Below are 25,416 nucleotides of genomic sequence, written 5' to 3'. Positions count from 1 at the left end.
AAATATGAGAAAAATAATTGATTTTAATACAGCAATCCTTGCGACCTTATGTATTCTAGGAATTCTTGCTCTCTTTCATATTGCTATATTAATTGGGATACTATTTTTTGAATATGTAACGCTAGATTTTTTGTGGGGAGGAAAAATAAAAACAGAAGCACAATTATTAAATTTTGAAATAGTTTCATTGCTAACTTCAGTCATATTCTTTTTTCTATTATTAATACGAACCAAGTTGCTAAATATTCCTAAACTATTAGGAATCTCAAGCATTGCAATGTGGGTGTTATTTGTCTTTTTCTCATTAAATACAATTGGTAACGCACTGGCCGCAACTACAATTGAAAAAATGTTTGCAATTGTCTCTGGAGTGTTGGCCCTTCTTTTTTTGAGGATAGCAGTAGAAAAAAAACAGTAAGCTTGATAAAATCATTAAATAAAAAATGAATAAAATAACAGTATTAATACTTTCAATTTTCATCTTATTCTCTTGTAAAAACAGTGACCTTTTAATTTCATTAGAAAATGGGTTGGTTATTGAAAATGCCCGAATTATATCTCCAGAAAATCAAACCTTATCATCAGCAAGCTATATCGTAATCGATGGAGATGATATTGTATTTATAGGAATTTATAAGCCTAATCTCAAAGGGACATTTAAAACAGTAGACGCAAAAGGTAAATATATCATTCCCGGACTTATCGATAGTCATGTCCATGTTACAGTTACTGATGCTTTATCAGATAAAGAGGAATTAGAAAACCCTGAGATTGTAAAAAGCTTTAGAAACCAACTACCAAAAAGCTATTTATATTTTGGTTATACCACCTTAATTGATTTGGGGGCCGCCAACCCCGACAGGTTGGTCGATTTTCAAAAAATGGAAATACGACCAGAGCTATATTATGCAGGTGGCGGTGCTGTAATCGGAAATGGCTATGGGCTGTCCAACTGGAAAGATGAGGTTCCCAATTTTGTTTATCAGGAGAACGAGGCTTATCCCTTTCCGGATAATTACGTAAAAGAAAACCATACCCCACAGGCCGTAGCCAAAAGAATAGCTGAATCCGGTGCAATTGTTTTAAAAACCTATTACGAACCAGGATTTGATCCTACACAACCACGTTTTCCGACTCCTTCCCAAACATTGATGTCTAATTTGAAAAGGGAAGCTCACAAAAACAACTTGGTTTTGGCGGTTCATGGAAATTCGCTGGAAGCCCATAGATTTTTGGCAGAGGCAGAAGTAGATGTTGTGGCCCATGGGTTGTGGAACTGGGGCAGCCACAGGTTAGATTCCACAATGGTACTTCCTAAGGAGATAAAAGACGTACTGGATGCGGAAATTAAAGGCAAGGTCGGTTATATGCCAACCTTGCAAGTAATCAATGGTTTGAGGGAGCTTACGGATTCCAATTACCTGAATGATTCCGAGTTGGAGCATGTATTGCCAAACGAGTTGATTACATATTACAAGGCAAACACCAATATAATGTATGCCAATGTATTTGGTAATGCCCCAAAAAATAGTATTGCAACCAATTTCAACCGTATCTCTGAACAAGGTAAGCTCAGCATGAAATATATGCATGACAATGGAGGAAAGTTATTGTTCGGCACGGATACACCGTCCTCCCCTACCTATGGGAATCCTCCCGGGTATAATGGCTATTTGGAAATGTTAGAAATGGAAAGTGCAGGAATTCCCTTGAACAAAATTTTGGCTATGGCAACCATAGAAAATGCGAAGGCATTTAAACTTGAAAACCTCTATGGTACTGTTGAGCAGGGGAAAAAGGCTAATCTATTGATTTTAAACAAAAACCCGTTTCAAGATATCACAGCATATAATGACATTTCGCAAGTAATTGTTCATGGAAACCTAATAAATAGAAGCGCGTTTTCAGCAAAAGCAATGGAAGAGTAAAATTTAAAAATATCGAAACCATGAAATTCAGAAAGGCGACCTCAGAAAATGTTCAGGCTATTGTAGAAATGATTGCGGACGACCCCTTGGGCAGTAAACGGGAAAATTATACCATCCCATTGCCCAAAACCTATTATGATGCCTTTGAGCGAATCGATGCTGACCCAAACCAAGAACTTATCGTGGTTGAAAACGACATTGGACAGGTCATCGCTGTTTTTCAAATGACGTTTATCCCTTATTTAACGTACCAAGGGGGCATAAGAGCACAAATCGAAGGAGTTCGCGTACATAAAGATCATCGAGGGCTTGGTATTGGAAAAACCATATTCCACTGGGCCATCCAAAGAGCGAAGGAACGTAACGCCCATGTATTGCAGTTGACCACCGACAAAAAACGTCCCGATGCCATTCGCTTTTATGAATCCCTTGGATTCAACGCCAGCCATGAAGGCATGAAAATGCATTTTTAAATAGATAGGAAAACTTTTGCCAACATGGTATAACCGCATTTACTCACCAATGTTGTACATAATGTGGACTTAACCCGAAACTTGTAACAAAGACTTTATCTAGGCTACTTACAACAAAACTATTAAAAATGAAAAAAATAATTTGCCTTGTACTGTTTGTACTGGGGGCTTCTACTCAAGCCACTAGCCAAGAAATACCATTGAGCCCACGAAACAATCCTGCCGATATGAATCTGCTTAAGTCGGAAATTTCGAAAATGTCTTGGTTTATGATTAAGGATTCAATCGAAATTAAAATAGGAGACATCGACACCGAAATTAGGAAAGAAAAGGACAGTGTATTTTTCATAACTACTGTAGTTATGAAACAATCACCTGGTAAATGGGTTGACAGCACTGTAGTTAGAACGCACAACTTTGGGCCTATTTACCATTCCTCATTCAATCAGCAAAGAGATATGGTTTTAAAATTTGACGAGAAAATAACAGGTTATTATTTAGATAAACAATCCAGCACTAAAACACAGATATCCGAAGAAGCGCACAAGCCCTTTTTTGACAGTAATATGTATCCTCAACTTATAAGGCTACTTCCTTTAAAAAATGGTTACTCAAACACTATTTCTATTTTCGACTATAATCCAAAATCAAAAATTGGAGTCATTACAGCAACAATAAAGAATACCGAAAAATCTACCACGGAACACAATGGAGAGTTAAAGCAGGTGTGGAAGGTTGAAACAACAGATGAGATTTCAGACAATTCCACTACAAGTACTTATTACATTGATATGTCAACAAGAAAAATACTAAAACAGGAAATTGATTTTGGTGGTAGAAAAATGATTATGAAGTTGATTGAATAAAATCAATATAAAGAAAGATAATGGTAGAAGAATATTTACAAAACATAAAAAAGCAATTTAAATCCTATAAGGAAGTTGCAGATAAAACTATTTTACAATTATCAGAAAAAGATTTGGGTTGGAAATATAATGAAGCAAGTAATGATATAGCTTGTATTATGATTCACCTATCCGAAAACATGCGTTCAAGATGGACAGATTTTTTTGAAAGTGACGGTGAAAAAGAATGGAGAAATAGAGAAAGTGAATTCAGCAAACAAAATTTAAATGCTATTGAACTAAAAGAAAAGTGGGAATTAGGTTGGAAATGTTTATTTGATGCCTTGGATAGTTTGGACGAAAATAATTTTGACAAAACAATTTTAATACGAAATAAGAAAGTAAAACTGATTGAAAGCATAACGCGACAAATGGCTCATTACCCATATCATATTGGACAAATCACATATATAGGGAAAATGATTTTAAATGAGAAATGGAAATCACCATCGATACCCAAAGGAAAATCTGTTGAATATATTAAAAGAGAATTCGAAAGAAATTTAAAATAAAACGAGCTATAACAAAACGTAACTGACCATTTGTGCACAAGCTGAAAGAACGATTAAAATAAATGAAAAGCATAGAATTTAAAATCGGAGTAGTTCCTAAAACATCAGAAATAATTGAGGTTTATGATAGTTCGGGAATTAAAAGGCCGACAAAAGATAGCGACCGAATAACTAAAATGTATAAAAATTCCAATCTGATTATAAGCGCGTGGCTAAATAATGAACTCATTGGAATATCACGCGCAATAACTGATTTTTGTTATGCTTGTTATTTGTCTGATTTAGCAGTGAAAAGTGAATACCAAAAAGAAGGAATTGGAAAACGACTAATTGAACTAACTGCAAAGGAGATCGGAAAAGAAACTGCGTTGATTTTACTTTCGGCACCGATTGCAATGGAATACTATCCTAAAATTGGGTTTGAAAAAGTTGAAAATGGATTTATCATACGGAGAACTGAATAAATTAATTTAGATACGAAAAAGCCTGATGGACAACACCATATATCCCTCATTGGTTGCTTAATCAAAGTTAAGCCATATACTAGACCGTTAGCAATTATTTTAGAGCCATCTATTCTTACTAAAAATCTTATATGAAATTTTCCTTTTGCAGAAATAAAATCACTTACCCCATCTTTTCTTTAACACTGTTTCTAATTATATCATGTTCCAATGACGATGACAACCAAACAAACGATATTTATTTGAATATTCCAGATATTCATTTTGAAACGAAATTAATTGAGCAAGGCATAGATTCAGACGGCATCGTTAATCAACAAATGTTAAAATCAGACGCTGAAGCAGTAAGCTCATTGGATCTAAACCTTTCTGCCAATTTTGGTGAAATAAGTGATTTAACAGGAATTGAGGGGTTTATAAACATAACATTCTTGTCTGCGGCAGGACAGGAAATCAATGATATTGATTTAAGCTTTAATACCAAGTTGGACACCTTATTTCTTAATGGAAATCATCTTACCAGTATTGACATTAGCAACAATCCAAATCTAATTTTATTGGATGTTCAGTCAAATGAACTTAGTACAATTAACGGGCTATCGAAATTAACAAATTTGAAAAAAATGAATTTATCCTTTAATAACTTTGAAGAAATTAATATTAAAAATGAATCTATTGAAGTGTTACTCATTAGTCATAACTTACTAAAAACTATTGACACTAATGATGCTTTAAACCTAAAAAACGTGCTCCTAATACTTAATCAACTTACAACAGTAGACTTTAGCTCTAATACATTATTAGAGACCTTGGCAATTTCTGGCAATATGCTTCAAAACATAAATCTTGAACATAATATTGGTTTAACGCACCTATATAGTTCAAGTAATTTACTAACTAGTCTTGATGTAAGCAACAATCTGGAATTAATTGACTTAAGGGTGGATAGGAATCCAAATTTAATCTGTATTAAAATTCAAAATAGTCAAGAAATCCCAACAGTTTCACTATCTGATTATCAGCAATTAAATGAAACTTGCAATTAAACATATTACCAACAATGTAACCGTTGCACAAGCCCTTGAACAGCAAAAAAAAGACCTCTTTTAAGCCCTTTTTAGGGGCTTTTTGTTTTTAGGACACTGGGCATTCTAGATTTTTAGGGGGGCCTACAAGTGTTCTTTCAAGTTCTTGGCACCTGTTTTTTATAAAAAATAACAAAGCAAGCATTCCCGCCCCACTTTTCGTTCGTTTTTCGATGAATTTCAGGTATTTCTTCAGGTTGTAGGCGATCGTCAATTAAAAATGGGCGAACCGCTTTTCTTGATACTCCTTTTCCCCCGCATACCTAAAGTTACGATCCATTTCCCGATCGGCAATGATCCACAATGACTTTTTTCTTAACTTGTGCAACAGGCACACCGTATATAATTTATTGCTAGTTCTAGCCTACTTACGAAAATCCTCTCGGATTTTCAGTTTGGTGTGTACTTGCAAAGTTAAGTGCTAAACCACGCAACAAACCATATACAAACACGATGATGTAGCATTATTCATATCATCTTCATTGATTTTTATAGGTATTCCTGTGTTCGCTGCGCTTGGAACGCCTGCGTCGACCAAAATCCCTTCATCTCGTTTTGCCCCCGCTCCTTCTCACACACTACTCTCGTAGATGTCGCCCTGTCCTATGGAAATGCAACATCATCGCAGCGTCATATGCAATTTAACATCGCTGCTTGCTTATCTTACGGGTGTTCATCGGTCGCTTTGCTCGGTGGTACACGTCATTTTATTCCCAACATCGTAGAAAACTTATAATGGTTTTCACTATATTTCCATAAAATAGCGTAGATTTCACATAGCGCTGTGTTAGGCATTAATTATGAAAAAAATTAATCTCCTTATAATCTTTGTAGTGGTAACAAGTTTTTCGTTGCCAAAAAAAATATTTCATCCATATGCAATAGCAATATCAGAATCGGAACTAATTATCGACGGAACAATTTCAAATGTTAGTTCTGACGAATACACATTTGAAATTAATGAGTTTGTGAAAGGAAAATCTCCTGACAATGTTAACGTGAAAATCTGGGAGGAATGGAGTTGTGATGCTAGAGTTGGAAAAATTGAAAAAGGACAACGTTTGTTACTTTTTCTTAAAAAAACGGACGGAAATGAGAATTGCTATTATCCCTTTAATGGCAGTACGGGTGAATTGTTTGTTTCTCACAATGGGTCGGTCAAAAGTTTTATAAGCAAATCTTTACCAAATGTGGAGCAACTAAAGAAAGGAATCAAAATGTTTCAAAGTGCGTATAAATTCAACGGGGATTTGAAACAAATCTTTGAGAAAGACAGGCACTTCGAAAAACTAGTCGAACAAAAAGAAATTGACCAGATGAAAACGGAAAATAAGTTCTTTAAATTCATTGTGGAAGAAGAACTTAAGTATTATCAAATCAAATAACTAATATCAACAACACCTATAAACAATAAGGGCTTCCGGCTTAATCGATAAGTCTGTGTATATTTATAAAGTCGCTAAATTGAATATTTCGCTGTCTCGTAATCTTTAATTTTAACTTTGGAAAAAAGAAAGAAAAAGCAAAACAAAAAGCTTTGGCTTCTTCGTCAAACGGAAACTGGCCAGCGCCCAACTCGCCCACTGCTAACGCAGACGGCGTAGCACTGTACTACGCTTATCCCAAACGTTATGTGCAATTTGACTACGTTACCAAGATTTGGTATTTTTTGGGTAAAATCATAGTCAAAATGGGAAAAAACACATCAATATCACGCGGCAATCATTTTGAGGATTTTATCAGAGAAGAAGTGAATTCTTGTAGATATAGATCGGTTAGCGAAGTTATTCGTTCCGCACTACGTTTGTTAGAACATGAAGAAAAAAAAGAAAGAGAACTTATAAAAGCCCTCGAAGTTGGAGAAAACAGCGGATTTGATGAAAACCTTGACCCACAACAGCATCTGAAAGAGTTACATCACAAACACTTATGAGTAAAAACAAGTATCGCATAAGCAAATAAGCGATAGAGTATTTAGACAAAATTTGGTTATATACACTTAACAAATGGTCTAAAGAACAAGCAGACAGATATTACGGTTTAATAATAGCAGAAATTGAATATATTTCGGATAACTCTCTCATTGGAAAATCCGCAGAGCAAACTCGAAAAAATTATAGAGCAACGAAAACCAAATCGCATCTAATTTTTTACAGAAAAGTTGAAAATGAAATTGTTGAAATCGTTAGAATTTTACATCAGAGAATGGATATTAAAAAACGACTGGAATAAAAAACTCCTCACAACATGAACTGGGCTAAAAAACAACTAAAACTTAGCTCAATCTGCCAGTATTCTCCCTATCATCTTCATTGATTTTTAAAGGTATTCATGTGTTCACTATGCAAGAACGTCTGCGTCGACCAAAATCCCTTCATCTCATTTTGCCACCGCTCCCTCCCGCACACTGCTCTCGCAGATGTTGCCCGGTTTTTTTGGAAATGCAACATCATCGCAGCGCTATGACAGATTGCTATTGGCATAGGATGAGAGGTGATAAGCGAATAACATGGACTACACATAGCACTGCGTTGTGCCTAATTAAAAAATTCCGTTTCATAAAATAATTAAGATCAAATGATTTTATCTTTGATAGTATCAAATGATAGTATCAAAAATAAAACCGCGCTACCGATTACATCTTCCATATTAAAATAAATAATTTCTATTTCAGAAAAAATAGGAGAAGTAATGAAGATGTGAAAGATTCACTGAAAGCAAGTAAAGGTTCTATTAATGGAAATGTAAACTTGTTACTAAATCGAAATAGCATTGAATAATCTTGGGAATATTTTGGAGAAAGGATTGCAATTTGATTTAGATACAGACAGTTTAAAGAAACAAAACCTAAATGAAATTCCAAATTATTATGAATTTATTGAAAATGAAATACCACTACTGAAAATTAAATGGGAGTAAAAAAACAAATAGAAATATGACCTTAGAAAAACAAATAGCTAAAATATTCAAACTTGATGGGGAGAGTTGGATGAAGCATACCAATCCTTGGTCTATATGGACAAGGTTTGCTACATTACCTTTTATAATTCTAGCTGTATGGTCAAGAATTTGGATTGGATGGTATTGTCTAATTCCGATTGCTATTCTTATTATTTGGATAATTATAAATCCAACCTTATTTAAGAAGCCAAAAAGCATAGAGAATTGGGGTGCAAAAGCCGTTTTAGGAGAAAGGTACTGGGCTGAACGAAAAACAGTATCAGTACCAAAACACCACTCTACACCAATTCTCATTCTAACCATATTACAAACTGTTGGCGGAATTATTTTAATGATAGGTTTATGGAAACTAGAAATAAACTTGACAATAATTGGTGCGATTACGGCTTATATGTCTAAAATGTGGTTTCTAGATAGAATGGTTTGGATATTTAGAGAAATGAAAACGAACACCCAACAACATATATAATTTATTGCCTCTTTTTGCTTACTTAAGAAAATCCTCACGGATTTTCCATTCGGTTTGTATTTGCTAATTTAGACACTGAAAAGAGGTCACGAAATCAAATACAAACACGTTGGAAAACAATAAAGCAGAACCCCTTTAATAAGCAAATCATGAAAAATATACTATTGTTTTTTGTTATCGTAATTCCATCATTGGTATGTGGACAAAAGCAGGAAACTTTAAGTGGGGTTTTATGGGGTAGGGTGAATAATTGTTACTCCATGTTTGAAGATATGGACGATGATGGGGTTCTTGATTTCAACAAGATCGATGACTCCCAAAACGGTTACCTAAAAATCTCTGGTAGCTGGCCAACTTGTGGATGTTCGTGTAATTCTACGGTTGGAGCCTATAAAAACAGTGAGGGTAAGTATGTAATCCTTCAATCAGATCAAGTAGAATGCAGTTGGGAAAGAAAAATCTCATCCAATCTGGACCTAAAAAAAGTTTTACCCATTGATTTTGGTATCAATAGTTTTACATCAGAACATATCGATAGCGAAAGCGACTATTCGGTTTTTTTTATTGACATTGAAATTCCTAGGATTGGAACAGATACCAAAGTTAAAATTGAATTGGTCCCCTTTGGATTAAGACCCAAAGGTGAAAATTTAATTTGTTATGGATACAAAGTAGAGGAACCTTATAAATTTCTCTATGGCATTAGAAATGTAGCAAAAGGAATATCAGACCCAAATACCATATCTTATTTATTAAACGGCTCTTTTGATAAAATATCATCTTCGGACAACACACTAATATCAAAATTACTTGGACCTGAAGATGATCGTTTTGAATCTATGGAAGAGTTGAACGAATATTTAAAAGAACTAAAGAATATTTATGATCTGTATTGCAAACTGAAAACCAATGAATTGATTCTGGGGTGGAATAGAAATGAATCAAGGTTTTTCATAAAAGGTACAGGAGAAAAAATACCTGAAATATCATTTAGGGAATTCTTGATAAATAATAGCTATTGGAGCTGGATGTGCTAAAAACACTATATAGGAATGCGCCTTTGGGGTATCGCTTGTGCAGACCCCGAACGTTGTCCATAGTTACACAATATGCTACCCCTACTTCAAAACCAATGAACTTTTTGCTTTCACGTCATTCGTATTAAAGTAAATTGAGTAAGATTTTGAGAAATATAGAAACTAGAAATTTGGCTACACGTACATTGGAAGTAAGCACCTTCTCCCCAAATCCCTATGAATTCTACTAAAATTCCGTTTTCTTTATCTAAATTAGTTTCACGACGGGTCTTGCGGCCCACCAAACCATGACATATACTTATGAAAAATGTAATACTAATTTTCATCTTATTGATAAGTACTGTTACGTATGCCCAAAAATCCAATCTTTCAATATTCAATAATCTTGTGGGAAAATCTTGGAAAGCAAGTGGAACTTGGGGAGACGGAAATAAATTCGATCAAGAAATCAGGTTTCATTTTTCATTGGATAGCACGATAGTCATAGCTGAATCGTATGGATACATCAATAAGGAACAAACTAAGACAGGATTGCGAAATCATGGAATAAGACAGTATGATAAAAATACCGATAGTATAAAATTTTGGGAATTCGATGTTTTCGGAGGATTGACCAAAGGAAGCGTTTATTCCGAAGGAAAGAATATTATATATCAATATACCTATGGAACCTCAACTGTTACCGATATGTGGGAGTATGTTGATGACTCCACCTATAATTTCAAAGTCGGATCTTATGAAAATGGTGAATGGAAACAAGTATATCTGAGCACTAAATTCAAAAAGGTCAAATAAAATCATGTTAAACGGTTATTCTTCATAGCCAATCCTAACCTATATCCTAATTTAGCGATGTCGGAATCTGCTGATTTTTAATTGGTTTGTATGCCAATTAGGTGTTAAAAAACACCTAACCTAACCACTTACAAATACATAATCCCTTATTTTTAAAAAGGCATTTTGTCATAATTACACCACGTCACCATTGGAGAAAAAATTTGGACTATCGCTACTATTGATCATATTGACTTCTATTTCAGGAATGGGTCAAGAAAGACCAAGAATATTGAAAGGTGCGGTAAAAAGCCTTAGGAATGATGTTTCCAATTTATTGATCGTCAACCTGAATTCTAAAAAATCCACGATTACCGATACTTTGGGCCTGTTCTCCATTGAAGTAAAACTGAAAGATACACTACAGGTTAGTGCGGTTCAATATCAAACGAAGGAATTCATTATTACCGATACGATCATTAATCAGAATTTAGTCGTCATAAACCTTTCAGAGAACGTTATCAATTTAAATGAAGTCACGGTTACCCCTTATAATCTAACAGGGAAAATAGACCTTGACATTGAGAGGCTTGGCCTTAAACCTGTTGTTACATCATCTTCATTAGGGTTACCAAATGCCAATATAGAGGTAATGACCCAAAGTGAACGTTTGCTCTTGGAAGCCGATAGAGGAAAATATGTTTATTATTATGGTATAGCACTAGTAATAAATACACATAAAATAATGAACAAGCTTTCTGGTAGAACCAAATCTTTCGAGGATATGATCGCACGTGATGAAAACATGGAACTGGAGAAGAAGATCATATCTAAGTTCTCAAAGAAAACACTATCGGAAAGTTTCGATATCCCCGAGGCGAACATCGACGGATTTCTTACGTATTGCCTGATCCAAGAAGATTTCCCAAGTCTGTCTAACAAGAGCACAACAGAGGTCTGGAAATATCTGAAAACAAAAAGCATGGCTTTCAAAGAAGCGGATTAATCAAAAGGCAGATTAGGTATATGATGAATTGTTCCGTAAAAAAAGGGGAAACAACACTAGCAGTTGTAGATGTAATTAATTCCCATAAAACAGATTTGCAATAAACAAGTAATCATTTCAATTTAACTTCCATTATTTAAATGAAACTAGGCCTTATCACAACATAGTCCGGCAAGAATGATCCATTTATGAACCGATAACCTAAAATATACCTAACCGAACCTCTTTACCCCTTATTTTGATTAAATCTATTGAACTAATGTGGTATCTTTATTTATAAATCAAACATACAAGCCGTTACCTTTAAAATATGGATTTAAAAACCGGTATCACTATACATCAAATTAGGAAGATAGTTTTGTTTGCAAAAGATTTTCAATAATGAATTCAACGTTCAAACTTCTGTGGACAACACCATAAAGGATTACAAATTTATATCTATCTAGCTCGTTTTTAATTTTCGCCCAATATGAAAAAAGCAACGGTTTTATCACTTTTAGTACTACTATTTTCAGCATGTAATTATGGTTTCAGCCAGGAATTGAAACTCAATGACCTAGAATATTTTGAGACGCAAGGTGTGAATGTACTAGTGTACAGCAACCTTTTTACAGGAGGTTTCAATGATGAGAAGACCGCCGGCATTGAATTGATTCATCATGGTGTCAGAACAGCACAAGGTGGGGCTGTTAGACTTTCCAGTACTCCAGAGCAGTGGGATCTTGTTCCTGAAATACCAACCCGAAAGGTAGATAAAGAATCGAAAAGCATTGAAGCTACATTAAGGTATGGAGATTACGATTTTGATTCACGCGTAGTTGTTACGGCTAAGGGTAAAGGTGTTGAGATTGCCATTTTCCTGGACAAACCGCTTCCTAAGGAACTTGAAGGGAGTGCCGGATTCAATCTAGAGTTTCTACCCTCTCAATATTGGGCAAAGACCTATCTGATGGATGGCCGTATAAATCGGTTTCCACGCTATGTGGTAGGCAACACTATAACGAGGCCCAATAGTGAAAAACTTAAACAATTCAAAGGGTACGTAACTTATGACGACAGAGGAACGGGCAGATTTATAGAGCCCTTACCCCTCGAAACCGGCCGTTCCATTATCCTTGCACCCGATAAACCAGAACGTTTGGTGAAAATCACCTCACATGAAGCAGATCTTATGCTATTCGATGGCCGCGTATTGGCCCAAAACGGATGGTTTGTAGTACGCAGTTTGCTTCCAGCAGGGAAAACAGGCAAGGTGTTGACCTGGACCGTTGAACCAAATGCCATAAACGATTGGGTAAGGGATCCGAATATCGGTTTCTCTCAGGTGGGTTATCTCCCCTCGCAACAAAAAGTAGCCGTCATAGAACTCGACAAACATGATAAACCCCTTGAAAAAGCATCGATTTACAAAATCGGTAACGATGGTAAGGCAACTGAAGTTTTCAGTGGCAATATCGCAACATGGGGAGACTATTATAAATACCACTACGTTAAATTCGATTTTTCTTCAGTCAATACTCCCGGTATATACTATATAAAGTATGGAAATTTTAAAACAAACAACTTTTTAATTGAAAACAACGTTTACGACAATATCACTGATGCCACAAGTGATATATGGATCCCCATACATATGAATCACATGTTCGTCAACGAGGCGTACAGGGTGTGGCACGGCGAGCCATTCAAGGAGGGTTATCTCCAGGCTCCACCGAATACCGATCACTTTGACCTGCATGGTCAAGGGCCAACAACCGATACAAAGTATAAGCCAATGGAAACGATTCCAGGGTTAAACGTTGGCGGTTTTTTCGATGCCGGGGATTTTGATATCGAGACAGGATCTAACATTGGTGTGGTACAGAACTTTGTTAAAACATGGGAATATTTTAAACCCTTGCGCGATCAGACTTTTGTTGATGAGAAACAGCGTTATGTTGATCTTCACCGTCCGGATGGAACCCCTGACATATTACAATTTATTGAGCATGGAACTCTGAACCTAGTGGCCCAGGCAGAGATTATCGGCCACATGGCACAAACACTTTCGAACTCTGTTTTAGATAATTACCATCACCTCGGTGACGCAGCATCGATAACAGACGGTCTCCCTTATAATCCGAACCTTGGTCCTTACGAAGTGGCCCCTGATGGCCAGTCGAGCGGAGTCAAGGATGATATGTGGGCATTTACAAGTCGTAATGCCGGTCTCGATCTTAGGGCAGCAACTATGTTTGCAGCGACAAGCCGGGTGTTGAAAGGATATAACGACGATCTTTCTGCAAGGACATTGCAACAATCAAAAAGACTCCTGAAGGAGGCTACGGAATTACTAGCCGAACAGCCGCAGGACAGCCTTGGGTGGAGAGCCATTTCAGCAAATATGACCACCAACTTGCAACTGTACATCTCAACCAAAGAACAACAATACAAAGATAAATTCCAGGAACTTTTATGGCCTGCACTTGATAAAAACGTAAGTTTTACCATATTGACCGCTTTGGAGGCCATACCTCACATGGATATCGCTTTTAAAGAAAAACTGCACCCATATGTAGTAAAATATAAAGAATATATAGACGAGCTTGAAAATGACAATCCATATGGAGTACCTATTGGCCTGGGTAATTGGGCACGGAGCGGAACCATAGTCAGTTTTGGTACCACCATCTGCTTTGCCAATAAATATTTTCCGGATATCATTGACGCCAGTCATGCTTTCAAGACTTCCAATTGGCTTTTTGGCCGCCATCCGTACCACAATTACTCCTTAGTGGCAGCGGTAGGTGCAGCACGTCCAAAAAAAGTGTTTTATGGTAATAACAGGGCAGATTTCTCATTTATTCCAGGAAATGTAGCCCCAGGAATATTGTTCAGAAAACCCGATCACTTTGAAAATTATGACGATTGGCCATTTCTTTGGGGACAAAACGAAGGCACAATTGGTGGTAATACCAACTATCTGATTTTTGGGTCGGCTTTTAAGAATTTAGTCAAATAACGGGTATTTCTTAATACTATATCAATCCTTGGACCAAAGACCGAAGTTGTTTTAAATTCGTAGATTCCATTAAAAAAGACATCATACGTTTTATTGCTGACCGTTACCAACGATAGATCATAACCACTTTATAAAAGCATTAAACCAATCGAAACCCATATTGCCCCCAAACTAATTGCTCCTGTACGGTTACAAGAGTATGGCGTAGGAATTTTCAATTCAGTACCGACAAAATCGGCATTAAAGAAGGCGATAAAAAAACAATTGGTAACGGTCAATGATGTTATAGCCACAACGGCAACTTATATCCATGGTGGGGAATATATACGCCTATCAATACCAGAAGTACAGGTGCCAAGAAAAAAACTGGTATTTCCCCTGCAGGTCCTATTTGAAGATGAATACCTAGCAGTAATCCATAAACCTGGTGGTATCCTTGTCAGCGGTAACGGTTTTAAGACCATTGCCCATGCTTTGGCACAGAACTTAAAAGAAAGTAACCTTCCCGATGCCACTACTCCCCAGCCCGTACATAGATTGGATTTTGCCACAACGGGCATTCTATTAGCAGGCAAAACAAGCGGCAGTATACGTGCTTTGAATAAATTATTTGAACAAAGTGCCATAATAAAAACCTACTATGCCGTTACTATTGGCGAAATGAACCAAAAAGGAATAATAACTACAGATATCGATGGCAAGAAATCGCGATCGAATTATACCCTTTGTAAATCCGTAGCTTCAGAAAGGTTCGGTACACTCAACTTGGTTAAACTTGAACCCCAAACTGGTCGTAGACATCAATTACGTAAGCATTTATCGAGTATCGGCAACCCGATATTGGGAGATAAGGATTATGGGATTGAAAATTTGATCCTTAATGGCAAAGGGCTGTACCTGCATGCTTATTCCCTGCAATTCATCCATCCGTTTACAAAGAAAGAATTGTACCTAACAGATGGCTTTCCCGAAAGGTTCAAAAAAATCTTCGGTCAATTGGAATAACTCAATTGATGTCCGAAAACAAATAGTAAAAACATTCCTTTTCAACATGTCATAAAAGCCAAGACGGTATAATATTCACTAAATTTGGTTGTCATTTAATCCAACTAAATCATGACCAAAATCCAATTTTTATTTAAATGTCTCCTACCCTATTTCCTGTTTTCAGTACCATTTCTGTTATTCTCCCAAACTACCGATAAATGGATTGACAAGAACGAGAATGAGAATTACACCGCACGCCATGAGTGTTCTTTTGTACAAGCCGGTGATTCCTTTTATTTATTAGGTGGAAGGGAAAATGCACAAACGTTGGAGGTGTACGATTTTGGGAATGATTCATGGAAAAAAGCGGGAAACAAAGTGCCGAAAGAATTCAATCATTTTCAAGCGACTTTTTATAAAGGTTTTGTATGGGTGATCGGTGCATTTAAGACCAACTCCTTCCCAAGGGAAATTCCTGAAGAAGCCATTTGGTTGTACCATCCTCCTACCGATCAATGGATACGGGGACCTGAAATTCCTGAAGACAGAAGAAGGGGTGGTGCCGGACTGGTCGTTTATAACGATGTTTTTTATTTGATTGGGGGAAATACCATAGGTCATGACGGTGGATACGTAAATTGGTTCGATGCCTACGACCCCAAAGAAAACAGCTGGACGGTTTTAGAAGATGCTTCCCAAAAACGGGATCATTTTCATGCTGCCATTATCGATGATGTGCTTTACGCCGTAGGTGGAAGACAATCTGGTGGTGAAGGCGGGGTTTTTTCACCACTGATCAGTATCGTTGACGTTTATGATTTTAAAACCAACAAATGGTCGACGTTGAAAAACGATTTACCTACACCTAGGGCTGCTCCGGGTATTATCGCGTTTAACAACGAATTATTCGTCATGGGTGGCGAAGGGGAAAAACAAGGTCCTGCGTTCAACATTGTGGAAGCCTATAACCCTAAAACAGAAAGTTGGACAGATAAAGCCCCCATGCACTACCCACGACATGGCACGCAGGCCATTTTATCCGGGGAAGGTATATATATTGCTGCCGGCTCCCCAACCAGAGGCGGGGGAAACCAACACCATATGGAGGTGTATCATAAAGACCAACCCTATGGCCAAAAATTAATCGCTTCCGAATTGGTCGTACCTAAAAAAGTAAAAATTGCGGAAGGCAACACCAAATCGATCACTGTTCACAATAAAAACGGTAATACGGGTAGTTTTGTCACTTCCATAAAGATATCCGGAGCGGCAAAAGACAATTTTGCTATTAAATCAAAGTCCGATAACTTTTTAGTTGACCCCAACGGTAAATTTGAGATTGAAATAGAACATCGGGGAAAAGTTGAAAACGGGAAAGCCTTTCTAGAGGTTTACTATAATGGTAACCTAAAGGAAACCATGGAAATACGAACAAAATAAATTTAATTATAACGTTAACAATCAATATCCAATGCACTATAAACTCATTTTCATTCTTATAATTTGCGGCTATTCCCTAGTAGGTCAGGAAACTAAAATTGAATGGAGTCCGGATTACCAAATAACGATCGAGGATTTCAAAGGGCCAAAATCGAAAATAAACCAAATAGGGAGTTCGGTTTATGTGCAATCGGGCGTTAGTATGGAATTAGCCGTACAAATGAGCAACTTTGAATTTATGTTCACTAAAAATTTCAATTCAAAAATAACATGTACTTTTCAAAAAGATGCCGCAACTCTAATAGCCCCCGACAGCATTAGGGCCGTACAATTGGCCAATCTGGTCCAATATGATTTTGACCTGTCTGAACTATACACCAGAAAGATCAGGAAAGAACTGTTCGAGAACAAAAAAACGTTCTCCAATGTCACCTTCTTTCAGCCATATTTTGACAAAATGATCGCGGAACGTAATAAAGTGAGCTCCAAGATTTATGCGGATACCGACTTTGGCACCAATACGGCTCTTCTAGAAAAAGAACATAAAGAAGTACTCAAAGAAATAGATTTACTATCCGATTATTGCAAAGCATGCAAACCTCCTAAGAAAAAGAATTAAAAAAAACACCAATGGAAATAAAAAATCCCATACTTCCGGGTTTCAACCCAGATCCTTCGATATTAAGGGTAGAAGATGATTACTATATTGCAACATCAACGTTCGAATGGTTTCCAGGTGTCCAGATCCACCATTCCAAAGATCTGGTCAATTGGAGGTTGTTAACCCATCCTCTTAATCGCACTTCCCAATTGAACATGGCCGGGAATCCAAATTCCTGTGGTGTTTGGGCTCCATGCCTTTCCTATGACAAGGGTACTTTTTATCTCATTTTTTCCGATGTGAAGACATTTAGGAGTCCGTTCAAGGATGTACATAATTACCTGGTTACCACCGACGATATCATGGGCGATTGGTCAGACCCCATTTATCTGAACAGTTCAGGTTTTGACCCTTCATTGTTCCATGACATCGATGGTCGAAAATGGTTGACCAACGTACTTTGGGACCACCGAAAAGGAAAGAATCCGTTTAGTGGAATCTTATTACAAGAGTATTCAACGGAGGAAAAAAAACTCATCGGCCCCATAACCAATATTTATCAAGGTACTGAAATAGGGCTGGTAGAAGGTTCACATATATATAAGAAAGACGGCTATTACTACCTCATGACCGCTGAGGGTGGCACGGTATATAAACATGCCGTTACCATGGCACGTTCAAAACAACTTGCCGGACCTTATGAAACCGATCCGGAAAATCCAATCTTAACATCATACAACAATCCGTCATTGGAATTACAGAGGGCCGGACACGCATCATTGGTAGAAACACAGACAGGGGAATGGTATTTGGCCCATTTATGTGGTAGATACCTTCCTTCTAGGGGAAGATGCATCATGGGACGTGAAACCGCCTTACAAAAGATGACATGGACACCCGACGGATGGCTGCGTTTGCAATGTGGTGGTAACGAACCCCAACTAACGGTCGCGGCCCCAAAACTTCCTGAATGCAAATGGGATGCCCTTCCTATAAGGGATGATTTTGATGATGATAAACTCAACATCAACTTTCAATTCCTAAGGGTAAAACTGGATTCTGAAAGTTATTCATTGACCGAACGACCCGGATATTTACGACTTAAGGGGCGGGAATCGATAAATTCGCACCATACCCAAGCATTAATAGTAAGACGACAACAAGCGTTTTGCTATTCTGCAGGCACATGTCTCGATTTTAACCCGGAAAGCTTTCAACAAATGGCAGGTTTAACCGCTTTTTACGATAATGAAAACTTCTATTACCTATATGTGACCCACGATGCCGAACATGGTAAATGTCTCGATATTATGAGCAGCGTAAAAGGGAATATTGATTTTCCGTTGGAAAAAAAGATTCCTTTGAACGAACATAAGGAAAGCTATCTTCGTCTAAATGTACGCTATGACAAACTGAATTTCCAATACTCGGAAGATGGTCAAAATTGGAAAGGCATAGGTCCCGATCTAGATTGCAGCACCTTGTCCGACGAATTTCAGGAAGGCGATAAGAATGCCACATTTACAGGGGCTTTTGTAGGTCTGTGCTGTCAAGATCTTACAGGAAGGAGACTACCGGCCGACTTTGATTATTTTGATTATAAAGAAACTAAAGCTTAGAAAAAGGTCTTGAAGTCACGATTTATCTTTTCAGGGATCGGCTGTCATGGAGACTAATGACAGGGCGTTTAAAATTAACGACACAAATTAGAACCACTTTTACTATCTTGTTTCCGCAACACATTGTTAATGTGTGTTTTTTAACCAATTATGCCAAACCCTTTGTGATAACCCGCCTAAAAAATGAATATAAACAGTATTCCTATCGATTTAAAGAACATAATCGATCCCGAACAACCAGATTTCATAGTAAGGACCAAAAGGAACTATCCGCGTAAGAAAGGTATGTCCATGCTGTTTTTTTCCTTGTTCTGGAATGCCTTCATCAGCATTTTTGTCATAGCCTTTATCGTTCCGTTGGTTTCTGGCCAGGAAGTACATTTCAAAACCAACGATGTACCCACCTCTGGTAGTTTGGAAAATTGGGAACCTGTATTGGTACCTAGTCTTATTATTGGTCTTTTTGTCGCTGTGGGCATTGGTATGCTCATTTGGGCGCTGGTCATGCTGTTTCAAAAAGGTGCATTTTTTGCTGGTACCGAAACCAGGCTTATAAAATACAGGAACGGAAAATTGACCGTAAAGGATTGGGAGCAGTTTTCAGGGAATATTGAAGTGAAGCAAAAAAATCTTTATGGAGACCTGGAAATGGAAATGAGAACGGGCAAAATGAAAAGTCGAAGTAAGGGTTCCGACAAATTCGTTCCCGATATCATTTATATCTCCGGAGTGAAGAATGTTTTCGATATCGAAAGGAAATGTCGTATCAGAATAAAGGAAAACGACCCAACTCCGGTAATTGCGGTTGATAACACAACCCCATAACCAAACCTTTAAGAATGGAAGATAAATACCAAGAAACATTCGACACTTGGAATAAAGTAGCCCCATTGTACGAGGAAAGATTCATGCAGCTGGATTTATACAATGACACCTATGATGTTTTCTGTGGGTTATGGTCCAAGCCCAGGGCTAGGGTTCTTGAAATTGGTTGTGGCCCCGGTAATATCACCCGTTATGTGAAAAACAACAATCCTAACAGTCATATAACGGCCATAGATGTTTCCACGAACATGGTAGAATTGGCAAAAAAGAATATTCCCGAGGTTGATTTTCGAATCATGGATTGTCGCAATTTACGGGATATCGGGAATTCGTTTGATGCTATCATTTGCGGATTTACAATACCGTACCTATCAAAACCAGATTGTTCCAAATTAATTTCTGATTGTAAGGAATTAATGAACAAAGAGGCGGTTCTCTATTTAAGTTTCGTACCTGGGGACTATGATAGATCGGGGTATATTACAGGTAGTAGTGGAGATAGAACCTATTTTTACTATCATGACCCAAAAGCCATCATAAAAGAATTGGACAAAAACTTTTTTTCGGTAATCCATAATATTGAAAAAGAATATCCCAAATCCGATGGTTCAACTGAAACACATACGATTATTATTGCCAAAAAATGAAAATGGCAGTCAACCATATTTAAATCAATCCCCATTTCAAAGATGCCCGCATTACGGTAAAATTTATGGTTTTCTTGTTAATTATACTACTTTCAGGCTCGCTTAGACTTTATGTTCTACGCAGATGGCTAGATGATTTAAATAATAGAAACAATAAACACCGATATAAAGGAAATAGGTTTTATCAATAAATTAAATGCCCTGTTTGCCCTTGTTATGGCGCTAAGTTTATAAATTTAGCCTCCCTTAAATGAATACGCGCTGATTTTCAACGATTTCTTCCTTACAAAGGTTCGTTGGCGAAAAGCTTAATCAAGAACCCTTAGTCAATACGAAGTGGAATGATCACACATACAAGCATCGAAAACGGTCTTTTCAAAGTAGAAACCGGACTTGAATCTTTGAATAAAAATATCTTCTGGATAGATTTGATCAATCCGACCAAGGAGGAAATAGAACGGATTGAAGAGTATTTTGGGGTAGAATTATTCACTTCCCAAGAAAGTGAAGAAATCGAATCGAGTTCCAAATACAACGAAACTGAAAATGAAATAGGGATCAACCTGAACTTTTTAAGAAAGGAAAACAACAAACATATTAATGATCCAGTCTCTTTTATCCTAAGGAAAGACTTTTTGATTACCCAGCGCGAACATGAATACAAAACCTTTCAAGACACTTATAAAAAGGTAAAATCGATACGGCCAAAAACCGGGATCGATGTATTTCTTACCATACTGGACACACGGATAGATTTTGATGCCGATTTAATCGAGAATATTACCGAACAGATTACCGGAATCAGTAGGGGGTTGGTTAAGGACAATACCATTGAGCGTGAAGTTTTACTGAAAATAACCACCTTTCAAGAATCCACCATTTCAATACGTGAAAACATCATTGAAAAACAACGCATACTTTCTGCCATATTGAAGAGTAAATTCTTTCCGCAAGAGGATTATGAAAATATCAGGGTAATGATCAAGGATGTTGGTTCTTTGTTAGACCATACCAGCTTTAACTTTGAACGCCTTGAGTTTCTACAAAACACGTTTTAAGGCTTGGTGGATATGGAACAAAACCGGATCATTAAGATCTTCACGGTGGTAACGGTAATTTTTATGCCCCCTACCCTGATCGCCAGTATGTATGGTATGAACTTTAAATTTATGCCGGAATTGGGTAAGACCTGGGGTTACCCTTTAGCAATAGGTTTAATGGTACTATCTTCTGTTTTGACGCTTTTGTTCTTTAAACGTAAAAGATGGCTCTGATACATGGCCTTTTTTAAATAAACCCTTACGGAAGAATAAAAAATATTGTGAAATTCTGAAATGGGTAGGACATTTTCAAGAACTTAACACTGGTCTAAAAATACACTTATTGCCAAAAACGATTGAACCCCGACTAATTACATCAAAACACCTTTCTACAAGGCTGTTACGTCTTTTCCTTTATCTCGTTTTCAAGTAGTTCACGACATTGTTTTCAATACGCTCCTGAATATTCGAAATATTGGCTTTTTCAAAAGATTCCCCGGTAATATTCTCGTAGAGTTCAATATAGCGCTCAGAAACCGTTTCAATATAGGCATCGGTCATTTCGGGTAAGGTTTGTCCTTCCAATCCCTGAAAACCATTACCGATCAACCATTGGCGAACAAACTCTTTCGAAAGTTGTTTTTGGGCCTCTCCCCTATTTTGTCTGTCCTGATAACCCTCGGCATAAAAATAACGTGAGGAATCGGGTGTATGTATTTCATCTATCAAAACGATTTTACCATCCTTGGTCTTTCCGAATTCATATTTGGTATCGACCAAAATCAATCCCCTAACGACAGCAATCTCGGTTCCCCTTTGGAACAATGCTTTCGTGTATTTCTCAAGCACAGCATAATCAGCTTCCGAAACAATTCCCCTTTTCAGGATATCCTCCTTTGAAATATCTTCATCATGATCGCCCATTTCTGCCTTTGTCGCCGGGGTAATTATGGGTTCGGGAAATTTATCGTTCTCTTTCATACCATCGGGCATGGGAACACCACAGAGCATTCTTTTGCCAGCCTTGTACTCCCGGGCCGCATGACCCGATAGATAACCACGTATAACCATTTCTACCTTAAAAGGCTCGCAAGCATGGCCCACGGCCACATTAGGGTCTGGGGTAGCCATTAACCAATTAGGAACAATATCGGCCGTATCTGCCATCATTTTAGTGGCGATTTGGTTTAAGATCTGTCCTTTATAGGGTATTCCCTTCGGCATTACCACATCAAAAGCTGAAAGTCTATCAGTGGCTATCATAACCATGATGTCATTTTCAAGACGGTACACCTCCCGCACTTTGCCTTTATAAACACTTTGTTGTCCTGGAAAATTGAAATTTGTATCGGTTATCGTATTACCCATAGTGAATGCTTAATTTTGATGTTCTATGCTTTTGTAAGCATCAATTACTTTTTTGACCAATTTATGACGGATGACATCCTTGTCATCTAAATAGATCATGGAGATTCCGTTGACATTGCCAAGAATCAACAAGGCCTCTTTTAACCCGGAAATCACCCTTCTAGGTAAATCTATCTGACCTGGATCACCTGTAATCAGGAATTTGGCATTTTTACCCATACGCGTAAGGAACATTTTCATTTGCGCATGTGTGGTATTCTGGGCTTCATCCAAGATAACAAAAGCATTATCCAAAGTTCGCCCCCTCATAAAGGCCATCGGTGCTATTTGAATGGTTCCGTTTTCAATAAAATGCGCTAATTTTTCAGCCGGGATCATATCTCTAAGAGCATCGTACAAAGGCTGCATATAGGGATCTAATTTTTCCTGAAGATCACCGGGCAAAAAACCTAGGTTTTCCCCTGCCTCAACTGCTGGGCGGGTCAAAATGATACGTTTTACCTGTTTTTCCTTGAGTGCCTTTACGGCCAAAGCGACTCCGGTATAGGTTTTACCCGTTCCTGCGGGACCAATGGCAAAGACCATATCGTTTTTAAGTGAGGCATCTACCAATCTACGTTGGTTAACGGTCTGGGCCTTGATCAAGCGACCGCTAACCCCATGTACCAGAACAGCTCCACTATTTTCAGGGGATTCATAATCCTCTTTTCCGTTACTGGTCAAAAGGCGTTCTATACTATTCTCGTCCAACTTATTGTATTTTATGAAATGTTGGGAAAGCATGTCGAACCTTTTGTCGAATTCCTCTAAAAGTTCCTCGTCTCCGTATACTTTTATTTTATTTCCCCGAGCTACTATCTTCAGTTTCGGGAAATACTTTTTAATGATATCAATATTTTCGTTTGCCTGTCCAAAAAACTCCCTTGGACTAATCTCGATAAGTTCTAGAATAAGTTCGTTCAAAAAATGGTGGGGTGTTAAATTAATGCCTGTAATAATAATTTCACTTGGCTGTTTTTTTGTTTAATTTTGTTTAACAAACTTAAGTAAAATTTAGGTTTGACGAATCAAAAACATATCAACATTGCTGTATGGCAATCATAACATTAACGACCGATTTTGGATTAAAAGATCATTTTGTAGGAGCTTTGAAGGGCGCTATCTACAAAGAACTCGCCGATGCAAGGATTGTTGATATTTCGCATAACGTTAGTCCGTTCAACATTCAAGAATGTGCATATATTCTTAAAAACTCTTATCAAAGCTTCCCAAAAGGCACCATTCATATCGTTGGTGTAGATTCGGAAGCCACTCCGGAAATAAAACATATTGTCGTACTTATCGACGGTCACTATTTCATTACGGCGGATAATGGGGTGATCGGTTTGATCATTTCCGAGATAAAGCCCCAAAAAGTCTTTGAGATCAACTTACCCAATACCGAAAATGGCCCTTTTCCCGTGTTGGATGTTTTTGTGAAAGTGGCCTGCCATATAGTTAGAGGGGGTACCTTGGAGGTTGTTGGCAAGTCGTTGGATACTTTGAAAGACCTTAGGGACTTTTCACCACGTATCGCCGATGATGGTAAAAAAATCATAGGCAGTATCATTTATATAGACAACTATGGCAATGTGGTGACAAATATTCAAAAAAGTCTTTTCGAGGCCTATAGAAAAGGACGCTCCTTCGAATTGCACGCAAGAACCAGTTTGATTACTAAAATCCTCAATAATTACAGTGAAATCGTTAATTATGAATTAGATCGTAACAGAAGAAAAGGTGCCGGTGACCTGCTCGCGCTTTTTAATTCTTCAGGGTATATTGAATTGGCAATCTATAAAAGTAACCTGAAAACCGTTGGTGGGGCCTCCACTTTATTAGGGTTGGATTATAGGGATACCGTGACGATAAATTTTTTATAAATGCTGGTACGTATCGTAAAACTGACATTCAAGACAGAACATATACACGAATTTGAGGGAATTTTTGAAGCTTCGAATGAATTGATAAGCAATTTTGAAGGATGTATTTCTGTTGATTTATTACAGGACATTGCAAACCCCAACGTCTTTTTCACCTATAGCCATTGGCAAAGTGAAGATCATTTGAATGCCTATCGAAATTCGAAAGTATTCAAAACAATTTGGGGCAAAACCAAAATATTGTTCAGTGACAAACCGGAAGCATGGAGTTTGCAAAAAAGGCATTGAGAAAAAAATGTACCATATATTCGGGGTTTGGCAATTTGGATTTCTTAGACTTATAAACATTACA

Annotated in this window: 25 protein-coding genes and 1 pseudogene; 24 read left to right on the top strand and 2 right to left on the bottom strand. The window is 37.4% G+C overall.

Annotation, left to right across the window (positions count from 1 at the left end):
* Positions 1-4 precede the first annotated feature (4 nt).
* The 22 genes and pseudogenes from R3X28_RS14880 to corA all read left to right on the top strand — a co-directional run bounded on the left by R3X28_RS14880 (position 5) and on the right by corA (position 22,008).
* Complete coding sequence (locus R3X28_RS14880) at positions 5-418, top strand: hypothetical protein (RefSeq protein ID WP_317665324.1); 414 nt, start codon at positions 5-7, stop codon at positions 416-418.
* 25 nt (positions 419-443) lie between these two features.
* The gene (locus tag R3X28_RS14875) at positions 444-1,928 is read left to right on the top strand and encodes an amidohydrolase family protein (RefSeq protein WP_317665323.1); all 1,485 of its coding nucleotides are present in this window, start codon (positions 444-446) and stop codon (positions 1,926-1,928) included.
* Between the two features lie 20 nt (positions 1,929-1,948).
* Entirely contained in the window at positions 1,949-2,401 is a 453-nt protein-coding gene (locus R3X28_RS14870; protein WP_317665321.1) for a GNAT family N-acetyltransferase, read from the top strand.
* Between the two features lie 128 nt (positions 2,402-2,529).
* Positions 2,530-3,267: a hypothetical protein gene (locus tag R3X28_RS14865; protein ID WP_317665319.1), complete on the top strand. Its 738-nt coding sequence runs from the start codon at positions 2,530-2,532 to the stop codon at positions 3,265-3,267.
* Positions 3,268-3,287: 20 nt separating this feature from the next.
* Positions 3,288-3,818, top strand: coding sequence for a DUF1572 family protein (locus tag R3X28_RS14860; RefSeq protein WP_317665317.1), 531 nt, complete (start codon positions 3,288-3,290; stop codon positions 3,816-3,818).
* A gap of 62 nt (positions 3,819-3,880) precedes the next feature.
* Entirely contained in the window at positions 3,881-4,282 is a 402-nt protein-coding gene (locus R3X28_RS14855; protein ID WP_317665315.1) for a GNAT family N-acetyltransferase, read from the top strand.
* A 131-nt stretch (positions 4,283-4,413) separates the two neighbouring features.
* Positions 4,414-5,328, top strand: a complete 915-nt coding sequence (locus tag R3X28_RS14850; RefSeq protein ID WP_317665313.1) for a hypothetical protein — start codon at positions 4,414-4,416, stop codon at positions 5,326-5,328.
* Positions 5,329-6,167: 839 nt separating this feature from the next.
* Positions 6,168-6,752, top strand: coding sequence for a hypothetical protein (locus R3X28_RS14845; protein WP_317665312.1), 585 nt, complete (start codon positions 6,168-6,170; stop codon positions 6,750-6,752).
* 152 nt (positions 6,753-6,904) lie between these two features.
* The gene (locus R3X28_RS19390) at positions 6,905-7,300 is read left to right on the top strand and encodes a type II toxin-antitoxin system ParD family antitoxin (protein ID WP_411556618.1); all 396 of its coding nucleotides are present in this window, start codon (positions 6,905-6,907) and stop codon (positions 7,298-7,300) included.
* 32 nt (positions 7,301-7,332) lie between these two features.
* A complete protein-coding gene (locus tag R3X28_RS14835) occupies positions 7,333-7,599 on the top strand; it encodes a type II toxin-antitoxin system RelE/ParE family toxin (protein WP_317665347.1) in 267 nt (88 codons plus the stop codon).
* Between the two features lie 703 nt (positions 7,600-8,302).
* Entirely contained in the window at positions 8,303-8,797 is a 495-nt protein-coding gene (locus R3X28_RS14830) for a DUF6653 family protein (RefSeq protein ID WP_317665311.1), read from the top strand.
* Positions 8,798-8,946: 149 nt separating this feature from the next.
* Positions 8,947-9,834, top strand: a complete 888-nt coding sequence (locus tag R3X28_RS14825; protein ID WP_317665309.1) for a hypothetical protein — start codon at positions 8,947-8,949, stop codon at positions 9,832-9,834.
* 300 nt (positions 9,835-10,134) lie between these two features.
* The gene (locus R3X28_RS14820; RefSeq protein WP_317665307.1) at positions 10,135-10,629 is read left to right on the top strand and encodes a hypothetical protein; all 495 of its coding nucleotides are present in this window, start codon (positions 10,135-10,137) and stop codon (positions 10,627-10,629) included.
* A 190-nt stretch (positions 10,630-10,819) separates the two neighbouring features.
* Entirely contained in the window at positions 10,820-11,614 is a 795-nt protein-coding gene (locus tag R3X28_RS14815) for a hypothetical protein (protein WP_317665306.1), read from the top strand.
* Positions 11,615-12,083: 469 nt separating this feature from the next.
* Positions 12,084-14,615 (top strand): cellulase N-terminal Ig-like domain-containing protein, encoded by a 2,532-nt coding sequence (locus tag R3X28_RS14810; RefSeq protein WP_317665304.1) that lies wholly within the window; start codon positions 12,084-12,086, stop codon positions 14,613-14,615.
* A 174-nt stretch (positions 14,616-14,789) separates the two neighbouring features.
* Entirely contained in the window at positions 14,790-15,620 is an 831-nt protein-coding gene (locus R3X28_RS14805) for a pseudouridine synthase (protein ID WP_411556619.1), read from the top strand.
* 111 nt (positions 15,621-15,731) lie between these two features.
* Positions 15,732-17,042, top strand: coding sequence for a Kelch repeat-containing protein (locus R3X28_RS14800; RefSeq protein WP_317665302.1), 1,311 nt, complete (start codon positions 15,732-15,734; stop codon positions 17,040-17,042).
* A gap of 31 nt (positions 17,043-17,073) precedes the next feature.
* Complete coding sequence (locus tag R3X28_RS14795; protein WP_317665300.1) at positions 17,074-17,661, top strand: hypothetical protein; 588 nt, start codon at positions 17,074-17,076, stop codon at positions 17,659-17,661.
* Between the two features lie 11 nt (positions 17,662-17,672).
* Positions 17,673-19,262 carry a glycoside hydrolase family 43 protein gene (locus R3X28_RS14790; RefSeq protein WP_317665298.1) on the top strand — a complete coding sequence of 530 codons (1,590 nt, stop codon included), beginning with the start codon at positions 17,673-17,675 and terminating at the stop codon, positions 19,260-19,262.
* Positions 19,263-19,445: 183 nt separating this feature from the next.
* Complete coding sequence (locus R3X28_RS14785) at positions 19,446-20,087, top strand: hypothetical protein (protein WP_317665296.1); 642 nt, start codon at positions 19,446-19,448, stop codon at positions 20,085-20,087.
* 14 nt (positions 20,088-20,101) lie between these two features.
* A complete protein-coding gene (locus tag R3X28_RS14780) occupies positions 20,102-20,734 on the top strand; it encodes a class I SAM-dependent methyltransferase (RefSeq protein ID WP_317665295.1) in 633 nt (210 codons plus the stop codon).
* Positions 20,735-21,075: 341 nt separating this feature from the next.
* A pseudogene (gene corA, locus R3X28_RS14775) lies at positions 21,076-22,008 on the top strand (magnesium/cobalt transporter CorA).
* 180 nt (positions 22,009-22,188) lie between these two features.
* Here corA and R3X28_RS14770 read toward each other — a convergent pair.
* Together R3X28_RS14770 and R3X28_RS14765 are read right to left on the bottom strand one after the other, a co-directional pair.
* On the bottom strand, positions 22,189-23,142 hold the full coding sequence (locus R3X28_RS14770) for a phosphoribosylaminoimidazolesuccinocarboxamide synthase (RefSeq protein WP_317665293.1): 954 nt from the start codon (positions 23,140-23,142) through the stop codon (positions 22,189-22,191).
* Positions 23,143-23,151: 9 nt separating this feature from the next.
* Positions 23,152-24,105, bottom strand: a complete 954-nt coding sequence (locus R3X28_RS14765) for a PhoH family protein (protein ID WP_154364822.1) — start codon at positions 24,103-24,105, stop codon at positions 23,152-23,154.
* 128 nt (positions 24,106-24,233) lie between these two features.
* On the opposite strand from R3X28_RS14765, the gene R3X28_RS14760 reads away from it, so the two are divergent.
* Both R3X28_RS14760 and R3X28_RS14755 read left to right on the top strand, forming a co-directional pair.
* Positions 24,234-25,064, top strand: coding sequence for an S-adenosyl-l-methionine hydroxide adenosyltransferase family protein (locus R3X28_RS14760; RefSeq protein ID WP_154364824.1), 831 nt, complete (start codon positions 24,234-24,236; stop codon positions 25,062-25,064).
* Positions 25,065-25,352 (top strand): putative quinol monooxygenase, encoded by a 288-nt coding sequence (locus tag R3X28_RS14755; protein WP_154364826.1) that lies wholly within the window; start codon positions 25,065-25,067, stop codon positions 25,350-25,352.
* The last annotated feature ends 64 nt before the right edge of the window (positions 25,353-25,416 follow it).

This window comes from Maribacter sp. TH_r10, assembly GCF_033101095.1.
In the GTDB taxonomy this organism is placed as follows: domain Bacteria; phylum Bacteroidota; class Bacteroidia; order Flavobacteriales; family Flavobacteriaceae; genus Maribacter_A; species Maribacter_A luteus.
Note: the sequence above shows the minus strand (reverse complement) of the source record. Positions and strands in the feature narration are given on the sequence as shown.

Excerpts from the sequence above, each read along its gene's own strand:
- R3X28_RS14785 (WP_317665296.1), top strand. The coding sequence starts at position 19,446 with ATGAATATAAACAGTATTCCTATCGATTTAAAGAACATAATCGATCCC.
- R3X28_RS14760 (WP_154364824.1), top strand. The coding sequence starts at position 24,234 with ATGGCAATCATAACATTAACGACCGATTTTGGATTAAAAGATCATTTT.
- R3X28_RS14870 (WP_317665321.1), top strand. The coding sequence starts at position 1,949 with ATGAAATTCAGAAAGGCGACCTCAGAAAATGTTCAGGCTATTGTAGAA.
- R3X28_RS14810 (WP_317665304.1), top strand. The coding sequence starts at position 12,084 with ATGAAAAAAGCAACGGTTTTATCACTTTTAGTACTACTATTTTCAGCA.
- R3X28_RS14830 (WP_317665311.1), top strand. The coding sequence starts at position 8,303 with ATGACCTTAGAAAAACAAATAGCTAAAATATTCAAACTTGATGGGGAG.
- R3X28_RS14825 (WP_317665309.1), top strand. The coding sequence starts at position 8,947 with ATGAAAAATATACTATTGTTTTTTGTTATCGTAATTCCATCATTGGTA.
- R3X28_RS14875 (WP_317665323.1), top strand. The coding sequence starts at position 444 with ATGAATAAAATAACAGTATTAATACTTTCAATTTTCATCTTATTCTCT.
- R3X28_RS14780 (WP_317665295.1), top strand. The coding sequence starts at position 20,102 with ATGGAAGATAAATACCAAGAAACATTCGACACTTGGAATAAAGTAGCC.
- R3X28_RS14860 (WP_317665317.1), top strand. The coding sequence starts at position 3,288 with ATGGTAGAAGAATATTTACAAAACATAAAAAAGCAATTTAAATCCTAT.
- R3X28_RS14755 (WP_154364826.1), top strand. The coding sequence starts at position 25,065 with ATGCTGGTACGTATCGTAAAACTGACATTCAAGACAGAACATATACAC.
- R3X28_RS14850 (WP_317665313.1), top strand. The coding sequence starts at position 4,414 with ATGAAATTTTCCTTTTGCAGAAATAAAATCACTTACCCCATCTTTTCT.
- R3X28_RS14800 (WP_317665302.1), top strand. The coding sequence starts at position 15,732 with ATGACCAAAATCCAATTTTTATTTAAATGTCTCCTACCCTATTTCCTG.
- R3X28_RS14820 (WP_317665307.1), top strand. The coding sequence starts at position 10,135 with ATGAAAAATGTAATACTAATTTTCATCTTATTGATAAGTACTGTTACG.
- R3X28_RS14880 (WP_317665324.1), top strand. The coding sequence starts at position 5 with ATGAGAAAAATAATTGATTTTAATACAGCAATCCTTGCGACCTTATGT.
- R3X28_RS14795 (WP_317665300.1), top strand. The coding sequence starts at position 17,074 with ATGCACTATAAACTCATTTTCATTCTTATAATTTGCGGCTATTCCCTA.
- R3X28_RS14790 (WP_317665298.1), top strand. The coding sequence starts at position 17,673 with ATGGAAATAAAAAATCCCATACTTCCGGGTTTCAACCCAGATCCTTCG.
- R3X28_RS14865 (WP_317665319.1), top strand. The coding sequence starts at position 2,530 with ATGAAAAAAATAATTTGCCTTGTACTGTTTGTACTGGGGGCTTCTACT.
- R3X28_RS14770 (WP_317665293.1), bottom strand. The coding sequence starts at position 23,142 with ATGGGTAATACGATAACCGATACAAATTTCAATTTTCCAGGACAACAA.
- R3X28_RS14855 (WP_317665315.1), top strand. The coding sequence starts at position 3,881 with ATGAAAAGCATAGAATTTAAAATCGGAGTAGTTCCTAAAACATCAGAA.
- R3X28_RS14845 (WP_317665312.1), top strand. The coding sequence starts at position 6,168 with ATGAAAAAAATTAATCTCCTTATAATCTTTGTAGTGGTAACAAGTTTT.